Genomic DNA, 16,207 nt, shown 5'->3' on the forward strand with positions numbered 1-16,207 from the left:
GCGGTTTTTTTGTGGGGTTTTCCGTTTTACTTAACGTTCTTTATCTTCAACCACGATTTTTTCATGGGTGAACGGATGGATAAACGACATGCGAAATGCATGAAGGTGGTAAGACCCGTCTTGAGTGAGCGGGCCGTCGTAAAGCTCGTCTCCAATAATCGGATGGCCGATATGGGACAAGTGGGCGCGGATCTGATGCGTCCGGCCGGTTTCCAATGTGAGGTGAAGCAAAGATTTGCCTTCCATCTGCTTCAGCACTTTGTAATGGGTCACGGCGCTTTGGCCGGATGGGGAGACGCGTCGGCGCGTCGCATGATGGCGGTCACGTCCAAGCGGGAAGTCAATCGTGCCGGATTTGTTGTGGACTTTACCTTTGACGACAGCTTCGTAATCCCGCACCAATTGCTTCTGCTCGAGCATGCGGTCCAGAACATTTTTGGCAACCGGATGCTTGGCGACCATAAGAAGGCCGGACGTCCCTTGGTCCAGGCGGTGCACGTGTTCGCCGTATGTGCCGCCGCTGCGGATAATATGGCCGAGTATGGCATTGATGAACGTATCATTTTGGCCGACTTCATTCGGATGCGTTGCCATGCCTTTCGGTTTTCGGGCAATGATGAAATGATCGTCTTCAAAAAGAATCGGCAGTTCGATGCCGTGATTCGGTTCATAAGGCGAGCCGGCAGGCGGCAAGTCAAAATGCAGCACCGTTCCTTTTGCCAATGGCTCTTTCCAGATCACTTCCTGAAACTTATCATTCTTGACGCTTTTCGCCATCCGCATTTCATGGACCACTTTTTTGCCAAGGCCCCATTCTTTTCTCAGCAGTTCTTCAACGGTCATGCCGTCGTCCTGTATTACATAACTCCATGTCATTTCTAATTCCTCCATATAAAAGGGCCATGCGCACAGCACATGGCCCCATGTCTATTATTTTAAAACTACTTGGTTGAAGAATTCTTCAATGTTTTCTTTCGGCTGTGAGCCAACCCAGCGCGCCACTTCTTCGCCATTTTCGTAATGGATGAGTGTTGGTGTCGCTTCGATGAAATACTGCTGCCATCCTTGTTCATACTCTAACAGATTGTATTGCAGAACGTCTACACCCATATCGTCAGCGACCGGCATCAAGACAGGTGTAGTTGCCTGGCAATGCGGGCAAGTCGGGCTGAAGAAATAAACGGTCGTCGGTTCGCCGCTGGCAATTTTTTCATCCAGTTCATCCGGCAGGACGATGTTCTGGTAATTCTCATCATCAAGCTGGTCGATCGTTGCCTGGTTTAAATCTTCAGTATCGTATGGGTTATTGGCAAGCTTGCTGTTGTTCGATTGATTGGTCAAAAAGATGATCAGGCCAAAAATCAATACAACGGCTGCACCAATAATGATCATTTTCTTCATTTTACTTTTCCTCCTTCAAAGACTTCCACAGATAGATGCTCATGCCTGCGATCAAAACAAAAGCAGTCAGTGCTAAAAATGGAATGGTGATAAATCCGAGATAATTGATGTACTGCCCTGTACAAGGCACACGTCCGCATGCCGGAGCAGAATCGGACAAGAAGTCCAGTTTTTGGATGCCGTAATGGTAGAGCGAGATGCATCCGCCAATCACTGAGAAGACCAGTGTGGTTAGTGCGATTTTAACATTTTTCTGAACATAGGCGATTCCGATGATGATTACGAGCGGGTACATGAATATCCGCTGAATCCAGCATAATTCGCATGGTTCATATCCCCGGATTTCAGAAAAATACAGTGAACCCATAGTGGCAACAAGGGCCACTCCCCACATGGAAAGCAAAATATTCTCTTGGCGCTTCGACATTGGCAGGTACCTCATTTCAAAATTTACTTCCTTAAAAGTATAATTCTTATCGATAGGCAAGTAAATTAATATTATCTTGGGCCGCTATCCTATATAATAAAGTTTGAAACTTTTGTGAAGGAGTGTCTGCAGTGCCAGAACAATTCGATTTGTCCGATTTTGAAAAAAGCATGGTTATCCGTGAGATGACTTATTCTGATATTGATGCCATCCTGGAAATGCAGCGCCTGTGTTTTCCAGGGATGGATCCTTGGAAAGAAGAACAATTACGCAGCCACTTAGGTGTTTTCCCGCAAGGCCAGCTTGTCGCTGAACTGGACGGCAAAGTCATCGGTTCGTGTTCGAGTTTATTAATCAACTTTGATGAGTATGATGACCGCCATACGTGGGACGATGTGACCGACGGAGGCTACATCACCAACCACAACCCCGACGGCTATAATATGTACGGGATTGAAGTAATGGTGCACCCGGATTATCGCCGGATGCAAGTAGGGCAGCGCCTGTACGAAGCGAGAAAAGAACTGGCGCGCGAGCTGAACTTGAAATCGATCATTCTTGGCGGGCGCATTCCGAATTACCATAAACATGCGGATGAGATGTCGCCAAGAGAATATGTGGATGCAGTGTCGCGCCACAAAATTTACGATCCCGTTCTGACATTCCAATTGATGAACGGCTTCCAATTGATGCGCATCAATCCGAATTACTTGCAGGATGATTTGGCATCCGGCAAGTATGCTACGTTAATGGAATGGAATAACGTCGACTACAAACCGGTTTCCAAACGCCATTTCAAAACTAGCTTGCCGGTGCGGATCTGTGTGGTCCAATATTTGATGCGCGCAATCGAATCGTTTGATGATCTCGCGAACCAAGTGGAATACTTTGTGGATGTAGCGTCAGACGCCCATTCCGATTTTGTGGTATTCCCTGAAATTTTCACGACTCAGTTGATGTCATTTTTGAATGAGCCATCTCCGAGCCAGGCAGTCCGCAAGTTGACGGAATACACGCCGCAGTATATTGAGTTGTTTACAGATCTTGCCGTGCGCTACAATGTCAACATTATCGGCGGATCGCATTTTGTAAAAGAAGAAGACGACGAAATCTACAACATTGCGTATTTGTTCCGCCGCGATGGCTCGATCGACAAGCAGTACAAAATCCACATCACACCGAACGAACGGAAATGGTGGGGGATTTCAGCAGGGGATTCGGTACGCGTATTTGATACGGATTGCGGGAAAATCGCCATCCAGATCTGCTACGATATCGAATTCCCGGAACTGGCGCGCATTGCGACCGATATGGGTGCGAACATCATCTTCTCTCCATTCTGTACCGAAGACCGCCAAGGCTATCTTCGCGTGCGTTACTGTGCACAGGCGCGTGCAGTGGAAAACCAGATTTACACGGTTATTTCCGGAACTGTCGGCAACTTGCCGCAAACGGAAAACATGGACATCCAATACGCCCAGTCCGGCATTTTTGCGCCATCTGATTTTGAATTTGCCCGTGACGGCATTGTGGGTGAAACCAATGCCAACCTGGAAATGGTGCTGATCGGGGATGTCGATCTTGAAATCCTACGGCGCCAGCGTCAAAACGGTACCGTCAAGCAGCTGAAAGACCGCCGCCATGACGTATACAGCATCAATTACAAAAAAGATTGATTTACAGGCCGCTTCTATAAAAGGAAGCGGTTTTTATTTGATTTTTTTGGTAAACTAAGTGATATGGAGGGATGTATATGACATGGAAAGAACGTATCAAACGATGGTTGGAACATGACAATCTCGATGAAAACACAAAACAGAGTTTGATTCTGCTTCAAGAAGACGAGAAGTTGGCGGAAGACGCATTTTATCAAGATTTGGTGTTTGGTACAGGCGGAATGCGCGGGGAAATCGGACCGGGCACAAACCGCATGAATGTCTACACAGTCCGCAAAGCTTCACAAGGTATTGCCGACTATATTAAAGAAAACGGTGAAGAAGCTATGGCCCGCGGCATGGTGATTGCTTACGATAGCCGTCGCATGTCCCCGGAGTTTGCGCTTGAAGCTGCCCGCACCTTTGCGGCAAACGGCATCCACACGTATTTGTACAGCGGACCCCGGACGACTCCGCAATTGTCGTTCAGTGTGCGTTATTTGAATGCTTTCATGGGGATTGTCATTACAGCAAGCCACAACCCGCCGGAATACAACGGCTATAAAGTTTACGGCGAAGACGGCGCCCAGTTGAATCTGGAAGATGCGGACCGCGTGATCGACTATGTCAGCCGGGTGGAAGATGAACTGAATATCGTCAACAATCAGTACGAAGAAAGCTTGTTGGTTAAAATCGATGAAAAAATGGACCAGGCGTATATTACGAACGCTTTGACGGTGCAGGAGCAATCGGCTTCCCCGATTTCTGCTGTATTTACACCGCTTCACGGCGCTTCGGGCGCTACGGTCAAACGGCTGCTGGAAACAGCAGGCTATGACGGCATCACCTACGTCCAAGAACAAATGGAACCGGACGGTGAGTTTCCGACAGTCAAATCGCCGAATCCTGAAGAAGCATCGGCTTTTGAAATGGCCCAGGTTTATGGCAAAGAAAATGGAGCAGACCTGCTGATTGCGGTGGATCCCGACGGCGACCGTGTCGGCATTGCGGTTTGGAGCGGCAGCCATTATGAACTGCTGTCCGGCAACCAAACCGGCGCGATTCTGATTGAGTATGTGCTGCGCCAAAAGCAGAAAAAAGGAACGCTTCCTGGTAATGGCCGCATTTTCAAAACGATTGTGACTTCTGAATTTGGGCGCGTCATTGCTGATTCGTACGGTGTTGACTGTGTCGATGTATTGACCGGCTTTAAATTCATCGGCGAAAAATTGAAAGAAAACGATGCCAAGAAAGAATTCGAGTTTTTATTCGGCTATGAAGAAAGCTACGGCTACTTGATCCGTGATTTTGCACGGGACAAAGATGCTGTGCAGGCCGTGTTGCTGCTCGTAGAAGCCGCTGCTTATTACAAAACGCAAGGCCAAAGCTTGCATGATGTGCTCGTCGATTTATACGGCCGTTTTGGCTGGTACCGGGAAGCGCTTGTTTCGGTGACGAAAAAAGGCGTGGATGGTGCACGTGAAATCCAAAGCTTGCTTGCGGGTATGCGCGAGGAACCGCTCAAAGCGATTGCTGGCATCCCGGTCGTTTCGATTGAAGATTATGAAACGCAAAAACGGGTGTTTGTGGACATGAATACCGATGAAAAAATCGAATTGCCGCAAGCGAACGTCATCAAGTATTTCCTGAAAGATGGGTCGTGGGTGTGCCTGCGCCCGAGCGGCACGGAGCCGAAAGTGAAATATTATTTCGGGGTCTTCGCCGATACGGAACAGGAAAGCGACGAGAAACTGGAACTGATCAAAGAATCGTTCCTGGATGAAATGAACAGAAGATGACAAAAGCTCCCTTTAGAGGGAGCTTTTTCATTCAAAAGGACGAGGCAAAAGCCGAATAAAAACGTGTAAAGTAGAACTAATGGTGATGGGAGGAACATAAATGGTATTGGATGAACATTCCAACGTGATTTTGTTGAAGGAAATTGCGGAATTGCTGAATGAGGAAACAGATATGGACCGGATGCTGGAAGGGGCCATCTGGAAATTGTTGAACGGCTCCAATTTTGAAACCGCCTGGATCTTTTTCATCGACGAAAAAGGCAAGCATAAATTAGTCGCCCATGCGAATTTGCCGGAAGCTTTAAAAGCGAACGGCTGCCGGCATCTCCAAAAGGGCGGCTGCTGGTGCGTCAAACGGTATCACGACGGCGATTTGAAAAAAGCATCCAATATCATTGCCTGCCAGCGGATTGAAAATGCCCGGCCGACAAAAGCAGGGGATTCCGGAGGCATCACCCATCATGCGACGGTTCCGCTGCAATCGGGTACAGAGAAATTCGGTTTGTTGAATATAGCCGCCCCGGAAAGAACGGGGTTTTCAACAGATGAATTGGCGCTGCTCGAATCCGTGGCGTTTCAAATCGGTTCGGCAATCAAACGCATTGTGTTGACCAAACAGGAACAGGAACTGGCGCTTGTAAAAGAACGCAACCGTTTGGCGCGGGACTTGCATGATTCGGTCAATCAGCTGCTGTTTTCAGTTACGCTTACCGCAAGAGGCGGCAGTGAAATGTCTGCAGATCCGGAAGTACAAGAAACATTCCGGGACATCCAGCATTTAACCCAGGAAGCGTTGAATGAAATGCGTGCGCTTATTTGGCAGCTGCGGCCGAAAGGGCTGGAGAGCGGGTTGCTGGAAGCCATCAAGGGCTACGCCGAAATGCTCGGTTTGACGACGGAAGTGAAAGTGACAGGCGTCATTCAATTGCCTTCACGCGCCGAAGAAACACTGTTCCGTATTGCCCAGGAAGCCTTGAATAACATCCGGAAGCATGCAGGTGTCAACAAAGTCGAGTTGTTCATGTCGGTCACTTCTTCGGATGTCCTTTTGGTCATCAAAGACGAAGGCCGGGGATTTTTGCTGGACGAACGGCTCTACATACCGTCCATCGGCATCCAGAGCATGCGGGAACGGGCGCAGGCAGAAGGCGGAACTGTCGACTGGTCGAGTGAAATCGGAAAAGGAACGGAAATTCTTGTTCGAATACCGTATTAAATAAGGAGTGATAGGCATGGTGAAAGTACTGATTGCCGACGATCATCATGTGGTTCGGCGCGGCTTGCTGTTTTTTCTGAAGACGCAAAAAGACATTGAAGTTGTCGGAGAAGCGGTAAACGGCAAAGAAGCGGTGGAAATGGCCGGTAAACTACGGCCGGATATCGTCTTGATGGATTTGGTGATGCCGGTCATGGATGGCATTGAAGCGACCCGCGAAATCAAAGAACTATATCCGGAAATCATCGTCTTGATGCTGACCAGTTTCTCGGACCGCGACCATGTGGTGCCAGCGATGGAAGCGGGGGCAGCCGGCTACCAATTAAAAGACATTGAACCGGATGAACTCGTGGCATCGCTCCGGAGTTTGATGCGCGGCGAAAATACCGTGCATCCGAAAGCGAATTCGGAATTGTTGAAAGGGCCGGCTGAACCGGCGCCGCACACAGTGAATCTCTTAACTCCGCGCGAGAAGGAAGTATTGGCGGAGCTGACAAAAGGCAAAAGCAACCGTGAAATTGCCTCGGCTTTATTTGTCACCGAAAAAACGGTGAAGACGCATATTTCCAATATTTTTACCAAGCTGGAAGTGCAAGACCGTACGCAAGCAGCACTTTATGCGGTCAAGCACGGCTTGACTGAAGCTTGAAAACCAAAAAGCAGGCACCTACAAAAATTCGTAGGCGCCTGCTTTTATTAGTTCTTTTATCGTTTCTTGACCGGCCGTTTTCTGGAATCTTTCGTGATTTGCTTCCATTTGCTGCGCTCTGCTTTTTGGGCAGCCGCATCGCTTTTTCGTTCCATATGCGCCAGTTCACGTTTCAGTTTCAAATAACTTCTGTAACGGTCCGCCTGCAATTCGCCTGTCAAAAGCGCTTCCTGGACACGGCAGCCTGGTTCGTTGCCGTGACGGCAATCCCGGAACCGGCATTCATCGGCAAGTTGTTCGACGTCGGAAAAGCCGCTTTCGATGCCTTCTTCGTAATCGCCGAGCTGGAATTCGCGCATGCCCGGTGTGTCGATCAACAAGCCGCCGCCAGGCAACCGGACCAGCTCCCGGTGCGTAGTTGTATGGCGGCCTTTGCTGTCGTCTTCCCGGATGTCCTGCACACCCATCAGTTGACTGCCGGACAACGCATTGATGAGCGATGATTTCCCGACGCCGGATGAACCGAGAAGTGCTCCGGTCTTATTCGGCGTAAGCAGGTTCTGCAAGTTCTCAATGCCTTCACCGGTAACGCTCGATACCGGGTATACCGGCAAGCCGAAAGCAACCGATTCGACTTCCTGCAGAAAAGGCTCCAAATCTTCGCATTGGTCGCTTTTCGTCAGCACAATCACCGGATTGGCTCCTGAATCCCAAGCGGCGATCAAGTAACGTTCCAGACGCCGGACGTTAAAATCGTGGTTCAGCGACATGACGAGAAAGACGTAGTCGACATTAACCGCGATCAATTGGATTTCGGAAGTATCGCCCGCTGCTTTTCGTGAAAATTGGGAAGAGCGGGGAAGCACCTGGTGGATGATCCCTTTTTCTTCACCGGGCATCTGTTCGACCATGACCCAGTCGCCGACCGCAGGGAACTCACTGTGCAAATGCTCATGCCGGTATTTGCCGGAAAGTGTACTCAGCCATTCGCCGCTGTCTGTCACGACACGGTAGATATTTTTATGTTCCAAAGTGATGCGCCCCGGTATGCCGGCTGCGCCGATTTTTTCTTGCCAAGCTGTATTCCAGCCGTATTGTTCAATTAAATTCAATGTAAGTTCCTCCTAATTATGCAAAATAAAAAACCATGGATGCGCGCAAATCGCAATCCATGGTTCCCGGGCATAATGGAAGAAGCGTATCGTCAGCGATACACAGAGCGGGACATTATGGATTGGATTTGCGTATTCAAAAATAAAATAGCCATAATGCCTCACCTCTTTCTTCAAGTTACTCTAAAGATACTGCAGACCCAAAGAAGGGTCAAGGGTTTTTTGTCCGAAAATAGAAATTTATCCAATCATTCAGGATTCTTGTTAGTTTCGATAGAGAAAAGGGAATAGAACAACAGAGTACCAACGACAGATTGGCGATTTTTTAAAGGAGGAATTCAAATGGCAGAAACGAAATGGTGGAAACTCGGAGCAGCGGCAGTCTTATCGGTAAGTATGCTGAGTGCTTGCGGCAGCGGCGATGGAGACGATGACAATATTGAAGTGGAAGATCCGGCAACGGATGAAGATGAGCAGGATTCAGATATCGGCACGGATACGGAAGAAGAGTTGGAAGATGATACAAATGAAGAAAAACAGGACGGGGATGCCCCTTAATAACCGTAAAGAGCCACAATTGTGTGGCTTTTTTTCATGCAAAAAAATTGTAGAGAAGAATAATAAAAACACAAACAGGGCTTGCTTTTATAATTTGGAAGCGCTAACATTAAGTTAATATTCTGAACATACCAACCGGTTAGTACCAGAAAGGTGGAAAAAGGAAAATGGATTTTTCGTATTCAGAGAAAACAGCAAAACTGCAGGAGCAATTGACGTTATTTATGGAGGAACATATTTACCCAAATGAAAAATTATTTGAAGAACAATTGAATGCCCAGGAAAATCGCTGGTCACAAGTGCCTCCAATCATGGAAGAACTGAAACAAAAAGCGAGAGAAGCCGGGCTATGGAATTTATTCCTGCCAGAGAGTGAATACGGAGCGGGGCTGACCAATCAGGAATATGCGCCGTTATGTGAAATCATGGGCAGATCGCTCATTGGACCCGAAGTCTTTAATTGCAACGCGCCGGATACCGGCAATATGGAAGTTCTCGTCCGCTACGGTACGGAAGAACAAAAAGAGAAATGGCTGAAGCCGCTCCTTGCCGGCGAAATCCGTTCGTGCTTCTCCATGACGGAACCGGATGTAGCGTCGAGCGATGCGACGAATATTGAAGCGTCAATTGTCCGGGACGGCGATGAATATGTCATCAACGGCCGCAAATGGTGGTCTTCAGGCGCAGGGGATCCGCGCTGCAAAATCTCCATTGTGATGGGCAAAACGGATCCGGACGGCCCGAAATACGAGCAGCAGTCCATGATTCTGGTGCCGCTCGACACACCGGGCGTAAAAATTGAACGGCTGTTGTCGGTATTTGGATACGACCACGCGCCGCATGGCCATGCTGAAATCACGTTTGACAATGTGCGTGTGCCGGCGGGCAACATGATCTGGGACGAAGGAAAAGGATTTGCGATTGCGCAAGGCCGCCTTGGCCCCGGCCGCATCCACCACTGCATGCGCTTGATCGGTGCAGCGGAACGTGCGCTTGAAGAAATGTGCAAACGCGTCCAAAGCCGCGAACCGTTTGGAAAGCCGCTTGCCAACCAAGGGGTCGTCCGCGAATGGATTGCCGATTCACGGATTGAAATCGAACAAGCCCGCCTGTTGACACTGAAAGCCGCTTATATGATGGATACAAGCGGCAATAAAGAGGCGAAAGCCGAAATCGCCATGATCAAAGTTACGGCGCCGAATATGGCACTGCGTGTCATCGACCGGGCAATCCAGGCCTTCGGGGCTGCAGGCGTCAGCGATGACTTCACACTGGCTGCCCAGTGGGCGAATTCACGGACGCTGCGCTTAGCCGACGGTCCGGATGAAGTTCACCGCAACCAGATCGCCCGTCTGGAATTGAAGAAATACGCACAGCCGGAAAAAGCGAAAGACAGCATCGCCGCTGTAGAAACGCGATAAACAAAGCTTGCCATTAAAAGATATTGGGGGAAAGTAGATGACAATGAACCAGATTGCGTCCAAGCATTACCCGCAGGATATCCAGTCTGCAATGGAATTTCCGAACAAGACCATGCCCGAAATTTTAGCGGAAACAACAGCGAAAATACCGGATCATACAGCGCTTAAATTCTATCAGAAGGAAATCAGTTTTAAGGAATTGCATGTTTTATCGACCTTGTTTGCTTCATCGCTCCAAGGATCCGGCGTGGAAAAAGACGACCGGGTCGCGATTATGCTGCCCAACTGCCCGCAGTATGTCATTTCGTATTTCGGCGTTTTAAAGTCGGGAGCGACGGTTACCCAGATCAATCCCATGCTGATGGAAAACGAATTGATCCATATTTTCAAGGATTCAGGAGCAGAGACGATCGTGGTATATGAACCGCTTTACCCGCGCATCAAAGCGATTGCCGGACACACTTCAATAAAAACCATTATTGTCGTGAGCTTTGCGGAAGAACCGGCTCCACTCGAAGAAGATTATTCGTTTAAGGCATTTGTAGAAAAAGGGGATGGACAGCTAAAGCCGGTTTCAATCGACCCGGCTGAAGATGTGGCGGTCCTGCAATATACCGGCGGCACGACCGGATTATCCAAAGGAGCCATGCTCACGCACCGCAATATCGTGGTAAATGCCCTGCAGTCCCAAGAATTCTTTAAGAATGAAGTGACGTTCGGAGAAGAAAGCTGTTTGACGGTCATTCCGCTTTTCCACGTGTTTGGCATGACGTCCGCCATGAATTTGTCGATATTGAATGGTTCCAAAAACATTTTACTGCCGCGCTTTGATTTGCAGGAAGTGCTGGAGACGATCAAGCGCGAACAGCCGACGACATTCCCTGGCGTACCGACGATGTATATTGCCATAACTAATCATCCAGAAGCGGAGAAATACGGAATCGACAGCATCCATATCTGCAATAGCGGCAGTGCACCGATGCCGCTGGAGACGATGAAGGAATTTGAACGGAAAACAGGAGCAAAAATTCTGGAAGGCTACGGCCTCTCGGAAGCGGCTCCGACAACCCATTGCAATCCGCCGTTTGCAGAGCGCAAGCCGGGAAGCATTGGCATCGGTTTTCCTTCGACCGAATACAAGGTCGTCGATTTGGCGACCGGGACAGAAGAAGTGCCAGCCGGGGAAAAAGGGGAACTGGTTATCCGCGGCCCGCAAGTGATGAAAGGCTATTGGAACATGCCGGAAGAGACGGAAAATGCGCTGCGGGACGGTTGGCTCTTTACCGGCGACATCGCACGAATGGATGAAGACGGCTATATTTACATTGTTGACCGCAAGAAAGACCTGATCATTTCAAGCGGCTATAATGTCTATCCGCGCGACATCGAAGAGATTTTGTACGAGCATCCCGCGGTACAAGAAGCGGTGGCGATCGGCGTTGCAGATCCTTACCGGGGTGAAAGCGTCAAAGCCATCATTGTCAAAAAAGCCGGCCAGGAAGTGGCGGAAGAAGACTTGATCCAATGGTCCCGAGAGAAAATGGCTGCTTATAAAGTACCGAGAATCATTGAATTCCGTACGGAACTCCCCAAAACCAATGTAGGGAAAATCCTTCGGCGGGCGCTTCGCGACGAAGTGGCAGCTAAAGAATAAGCTTTATGAAAGGAACAGCCTGACACCTCTCGCTGTTCCCTTTTTTGACCGAATTCCGGAAGGGTGTGCAAGTGTGCCGAAACTCCATCTCCTATTGAAAAAAGAAGAAATAGATGAAGCGCGGATGCAGGAAGACAAAACAGCGGTCATTTTTGATGTGCTGCTCGCTACATCCACAATAGCCGCTTGCTTTTTGCATGGCGCTAAGGAAGTGATTCCGGTGCTGGACGGTGACGAAGCGAGAAAACAGGCGGAAGGACGGGAACCCGACAGCTTTTGCCTAGTGGGGGAATACAACGGGAAAACGATTGAAGGTTTTCTGGATCCGAATCCCTTGCAGCTGAAAAAACAGATTGCCGGAAAAACAGTTGTCTTGTCAACCACCAATGGCACCGTGGCGATCCGGAAAGCGGCGGGTGCCAATAAAGTTTATACAGCGTCGTTATTGAACGGCGGCGCTGTAGCCAAAAAAATTGCTGACGAGCACCAAGAAGAAACGATTGTCGCTGTTTGCTCCGGATCCGGCGGCGAGTTTTGCCTGGAAGATTTTTTCGGGGCCGGCTATTTTGTTGATTGCCTGATGCGGCAGACTTCAAATTGGGAACTGACGGATTCCGCAAAAGCGGCCCGCATTTTCTACGAAACCAGCAAAAGCAACAGCCGAGAATTATTGAAACAGTCGCGTGTCGGTGAAATGTTGATGAGCCTCGGATTTGAAGAAGAAATCGATTTTGTGGCAGAAGCTTCAAAGATTTCGCATGTTCCATGGCTAAAGAATGGAAAGCTCGTCATTGATTAAAAAAGGAGGAATTGGAATGGAAAATGAACACGTTATTGTCAAATTGACGGATGGGGTCTTGTCACTGCAGCTGAACCGGCCGGAAAGCTTGAATGCATTCAGCCCGGAAATGATTTTGCGCTTAACCGAAGAAATTAAGGCTGCCGGAAGCAATCCGGAAGTCGGGGCTGTAATCTTGTCAGGAGCCGGCCGCTCATTCTCAGCGGGAGGCGATGTCAAGACGATGGGCCAAGCCGGACCTTCGGAAACGTATGACCATATCGGAAAACTAAACGAACTGGTGCTGGCAATGCATGCGCTTGAAAAACCCATCATTGCAGCGGTCCATGGTTTTGCAGCTGGAGCGGCATTTAATTTGGCACTCGCCAGCGATCTGATTGTGGCGGCAGAAGACAGCAAATTTGTTATGAGCTTTGCGCAGGTTGGGCTGATTTCCGATGGAGGCGGCCTTTATTTCCTGACCCGGTTGGTCGGGCCGTACCGGGCAAAAGAATTGTTCTTTAAAGCAGAGCCGATTACAGCAGAACAAGCAAAAGAATGGGGAATCGTTAACCATTTATATCCGCTTGCAGAACTGGAACAGGGAGCATTTGGGCTTGCGGCCCGCTTGGCTGCCGGCCCGTCCCGCACATTCGGGCTAATGAAAAAAATAGCCGACCAGGCCAATACAGCTGGTCTTCCGGAAATTCTGGAACAGGAAAGAATCACGCAGGCCATGCTGGTGACGACCGAGGATCATCTGGAAGGAGTCGCGGCGTTCAAAGAAAAACGGAAACCGGATTTCAAGAAAAAGCAGGAAGTTCTGTAAGGATGGCTTGAAAAACGCCGAAGGGAGAAACGGAATGAACATTACCCATTTTAAATTTTGGCCAAGTCGAGTATCGAAAACCCTGACTGTTCCGGATACTACTTTATATGACAATTTTGCTATGTCCACCAAAAAATATCCGCAGAAAGTTGCCTTGTATTATTACGGTGCTGAATATACCTATGCGCATTTAAAAGCAGAAATTGATTCACTGGCTGGTTACTTGGAGAAGGAGATGGGCATTTCAAAAGGGGAGCGGGTGCTGCTGTTTATGCAGAATTCACCTCAGTTCCTGATCAGCTATTACGCGATTCTGCGGCTGCGCGCAGTTGTAGTGCCTGTCAATCCAATGAATACAGCAGAAGAACTGGCATTTTATATTCAAGACGGCGAAATCCGCTGCGGCATTGTCGGCCAAGAGCTGTACGGAAGAATTGAAGAACTGAAGGGGACAGCAGTGCTTGAATCGGTTATTACGGCAGCTTATTCCGAGTACGCCGGTGCACAAGACGAGATCGGCAATCTTCCACCGGTTGTTGAAGAAGCCGTCCGGAGTTTTGCCCGTGCAGTGCCTTGGAAGCAGGCAGTTGAAGCAGAGCACGAACCTTCCGAATATGCAGGAGAAGCGTCCGATATTGCGGTGCTGCCGTATACATCAGGAACCACCGGTTTGCCGAAAGGCTGTATCCATACAAACCGGTCGGTACAGGCGAATACGGTAGGGACGTTTCACTGGATGAATGTTACATCGGACGCAGTCATATTGACCACTTTGCCGCTGTTTCATGTGACCGGCATGGTCCACAGCATGCATATGCCGATTTATGCCGGGGCCGCTATGGTGATGATGACCCGATGGGACCGGGAGTATGCTGCCAAAGCGATTGAAACTTATCAATGCACACATTGGATCAACATCAGTACGATGATCATTGATTTCTTGTCGAATCCCCGCTTGGAAAAATACAGCCTTTCTTCTCTACAGGTGATTGGAGGAGGGGGCGCGCCGCTGCCGGCAGCAGTAGGTGAAAAATTGACCAAAACGATCGGCTTGAAATACGTGGAAGGCTACGGCTTATCGGAAACGATTTCCCAAACCCATTTCAATCCGCCGGACCGGCCGAAGCTGCAGTGCCTTGGGATACCTTCGTTTGATGTGGATGCACGGATCATTGACCCTTCTTCCGGTGAGGAATTGGAAACCGGGAAGGAAGGGGAACTGGTTATCCGCGGTCCGCAAGTCTTTAGCGGCTATTACAACCGCGAAGACGATAACCGGAATTCTTTTATTGAATTGGAGGGGCTTCCGTTCTTCCGGACAGGCGACATTGCGAGACGCGATGAAGAAGGCTATTACTTCATGGTTGATCGGGTCAAGCGGATGATCAACGCTTCCGGCTTTAAAGTCTGGCCTACGGAAGTGGAATCGCTGCTTTATAAGCACCCGGCCATCCAGCAGGCCTGCGTCGTCGGAATTCCCGATCCACGGAGAGGGGAAACGGTCAAAGCCTTTGTCATTTTAAATGATGGGCAGGAAGAGAATGTTTCGGAAGAAGAAATCATCGAATGGGCGAAAAATGAAATGGCCGCTTATAAATACCCGCGTGTCGTCGAGTTTCGGAAATCCTTTCCAACGACCAGCAGCGGAAAAATTTTGTGGCGCAAATTACAGGAAGAAGAACGGCAAAAATCCGAGGAGGTTTTGTAGATGGCAAAACAAGTAGAAACGGTGACCGGGCCCATTGCCCCCGAAGCGATGGGCAAGACCTTGATCCATGAACATTTTATTTTCGGCTATCCGGGATTTCATGGAGACGTAACCCTCGGGCCGTTTAACCGGGAAACTGCGGTGGCGGCAGGGGTGGAAGCTGCCAGAAAAATGATGGCCCATGGTGTGCAGACGGTCGTCGATCCAACGCCGAATGAATGCGGACGGGACCCGGAAGTGTTAAAAGAAATTTCCGAAGAGAGCGGCCTGCAGATCATTTGCGCGACCGGCTACTATTATGAAGGGGAAGGAGCAACTCCTTATTTCAAGTTTCGGGCTTCACTTGGCAGCGCCGAACGGGAAATCAGTGAAATGTTCTCTGCAGAAATCAAAGACGGTATCGCCGGAACGAATATCAAGCCGGGAATCATTAAACTGGCTACCAGCAAAGACGCCATCACGGATTATGAAAAAATGTTTTTTAAAGCCGGAGCGCAAGCCCAAAGAGAAACCGGCATCACGTTATTGACGCATACCCAGGAAGGCACCATGGGGCCTGAACAGGCGCAGCTTCTGTTGGAGCTCGGTGCGAACCCGGCAGGCATCGTCATCGGCCATATGTGCGGCAATACGAATCCGGCTTACCATAAGCGCACGCTCGAAACCGGCGTGAACATTGCTTTTGACCGCTTTGGCCTGCAAGGCATGGTCGGAGCTCCGTTCGATCATCAGCGCATCACCACTTTGCTTGAGCTTCTGGCATCAGGATACGAAGACCAGATTATGCTTTCGCATGATTCGATCAGCATGTGGCTGGGCCGGCCGCCGGTTATCCCGGAAGCGGCGCAAGGAGCCATCGCCAATTGGCATCCGACACATTTGTTTGAAACAGTGATTCCGGAGCTCAAAAAAGCAGGAGTGACCGATGAGCAGCTTGATAAAATGTTTATGGAAAATCCGAAAAAACTGTTTGCTGCAGAAACTGTAGCAGTGTAGAGCG

Annotated in this window: 15 protein-coding genes; 11 read left to right on the top strand and 4 right to left on the bottom strand. The window is 49.3% G+C overall.

Annotated features, from left to right (window positions below; translation table 11 throughout):
* Positions 1–30: 30 nt before the first annotated feature.
* Genes HU147_RS14550 through HU147_RS14560 form a run of 3 tightly spaced genes read right to left on the bottom strand, consistent with a single transcriptional unit; the run spans position 31 to position 1,828 of the window.
* On the bottom strand, positions 31–876 hold the full coding sequence (locus tag HU147_RS14550; protein ID WP_224076909.1) for an RluA family pseudouridine synthase: 846 nt from the start codon (positions 874–876) through the stop codon (positions 31–33).
* A gap of 54 nt (positions 877–930) precedes the next feature.
* Positions 931–1,401 carry a thioredoxin family protein gene (locus HU147_RS14555; protein ID WP_224076910.1) on the bottom strand — a complete coding sequence of 157 codons (471 nt, stop codon included), beginning with the start codon at positions 1,399–1,401 and terminating at the stop codon, positions 931–933.
* Position 1,402: 1 nt separating this feature from the next.
* A complete protein-coding gene (locus HU147_RS14560) occupies positions 1,403–1,828 on the bottom strand; it encodes a disulfide formation protein C (RefSeq protein WP_224076911.1) in 426 nt (141 codons plus the stop codon).
* A gap of 131 nt (positions 1,829–1,959) precedes the next feature.
* On the opposite strand from HU147_RS14560, the gene HU147_RS14565 reads away from it, so the two are divergent.
* The 4 genes from HU147_RS14565 to HU147_RS14580 all read left to right on the top strand — a co-directional run bounded on the left by HU147_RS14565 (position 1,960) and on the right by HU147_RS14580 (position 7,147).
* Positions 1,960–3,504, top strand: a complete 1,545-nt coding sequence (locus tag HU147_RS14565; RefSeq protein WP_224076912.1) for a GNAT family N-acetyltransferase — start codon at positions 1,960–1,962, stop codon at positions 3,502–3,504.
* A 77-nt stretch (positions 3,505–3,581) separates the two neighbouring features.
* A complete protein-coding gene (locus HU147_RS14570) occupies positions 3,582–5,282 on the top strand; it encodes a phospho-sugar mutase (protein WP_224076913.1) in 1,701 nt (566 codons plus the stop codon).
* 100 nt (positions 5,283–5,382) lie between these two features.
* Positions 5,383–6,498, top strand: coding sequence for a GAF domain-containing sensor histidine kinase (locus tag HU147_RS14575; RefSeq protein WP_224076914.1), 1,116 nt, complete (start codon positions 5,383–5,385; stop codon positions 6,496–6,498).
* Between the two features lie 16 nt (positions 6,499–6,514).
* Positions 6,515–7,147 (top strand): response regulator, encoded by a 633-nt coding sequence (locus tag HU147_RS14580; protein WP_224076915.1) that lies wholly within the window; start codon positions 6,515–6,517, stop codon positions 7,145–7,147.
* A 56-nt stretch (positions 7,148–7,203) separates the two neighbouring features.
* Here HU147_RS14580 and rsgA read toward each other — a convergent pair whose 3' ends face one another.
* Positions 7,204–8,259 (bottom strand): ribosome small subunit-dependent GTPase A, encoded by a 1,056-nt coding sequence (gene rsgA, locus HU147_RS14585; protein WP_224076916.1) that lies wholly within the window; start codon positions 8,257–8,259, stop codon positions 7,204–7,206.
* 342 nt (positions 8,260–8,601) lie between these two features.
* On the opposite strand from rsgA, the gene HU147_RS14590 reads away from it, so the two are divergent.
* The 7 genes from HU147_RS14590 to HU147_RS14620 all read left to right on the top strand — a co-directional run bounded on the left by HU147_RS14590 (position 8,602) and on the right by HU147_RS14620 (position 16,203).
* Positions 8,602–8,817, top strand: a complete 216-nt coding sequence (locus tag HU147_RS14590; RefSeq protein ID WP_224076917.1) for a hypothetical protein — start codon at positions 8,602–8,604, stop codon at positions 8,815–8,817.
* Positions 8,818–8,984: 167 nt separating this feature from the next.
* Positions 8,985–10,238: an acyl-CoA dehydrogenase gene (locus HU147_RS14595; protein WP_224076918.1), complete on the top strand. Its 1,254-nt coding sequence runs from the start codon at positions 8,985–8,987 to the stop codon at positions 10,236–10,238.
* A gap of 43 nt (positions 10,239–10,281) precedes the next feature.
* Positions 10,282–11,892 carry a long-chain-fatty-acid--CoA ligase gene (locus HU147_RS14600; protein ID WP_224077012.1) on the top strand — a complete coding sequence of 537 codons (1,611 nt, stop codon included), beginning with the start codon at positions 10,282–10,284 and terminating at the stop codon, positions 11,890–11,892.
* Between the two features lie 73 nt (positions 11,893–11,965).
* Positions 11,966–12,691, top strand: a complete 726-nt coding sequence (locus tag HU147_RS14605; protein WP_224076919.1) for a 2-phosphosulfolactate phosphatase — start codon at positions 11,966–11,968, stop codon at positions 12,689–12,691.
* 16 nt (positions 12,692–12,707) lie between these two features.
* The gene (locus HU147_RS14610; RefSeq protein ID WP_224076920.1) at positions 12,708–13,499 is read left to right on the top strand and encodes an enoyl-CoA hydratase/isomerase family protein; all 792 of its coding nucleotides are present in this window, start codon (positions 12,708–12,710) and stop codon (positions 13,497–13,499) included.
* A gap of 34 nt (positions 13,500–13,533) precedes the next feature.
* A complete protein-coding gene (locus HU147_RS14615; RefSeq protein ID WP_224076921.1) occupies positions 13,534–15,207 on the top strand; it encodes a long-chain fatty acid--CoA ligase in 1,674 nt (557 codons plus the stop codon).
* Positions 15,208–16,203: a phosphotriesterase family protein gene (locus tag HU147_RS14620; RefSeq protein WP_224076922.1), complete on the top strand. Its 996-nt coding sequence runs from the start codon at positions 15,208–15,210 to the stop codon at positions 16,201–16,203.
* The last annotated feature ends 4 nt before the right edge of the window (positions 16,204–16,207 follow it).

Source organism: Planococcus chinensis (assembly GCF_020071995.1).
GTDB classification, from domain to species: Bacteria; Bacillota; Bacilli; order Bacillales_A; family Planococcaceae; genus Planococcus; species Planococcus chinensis_A.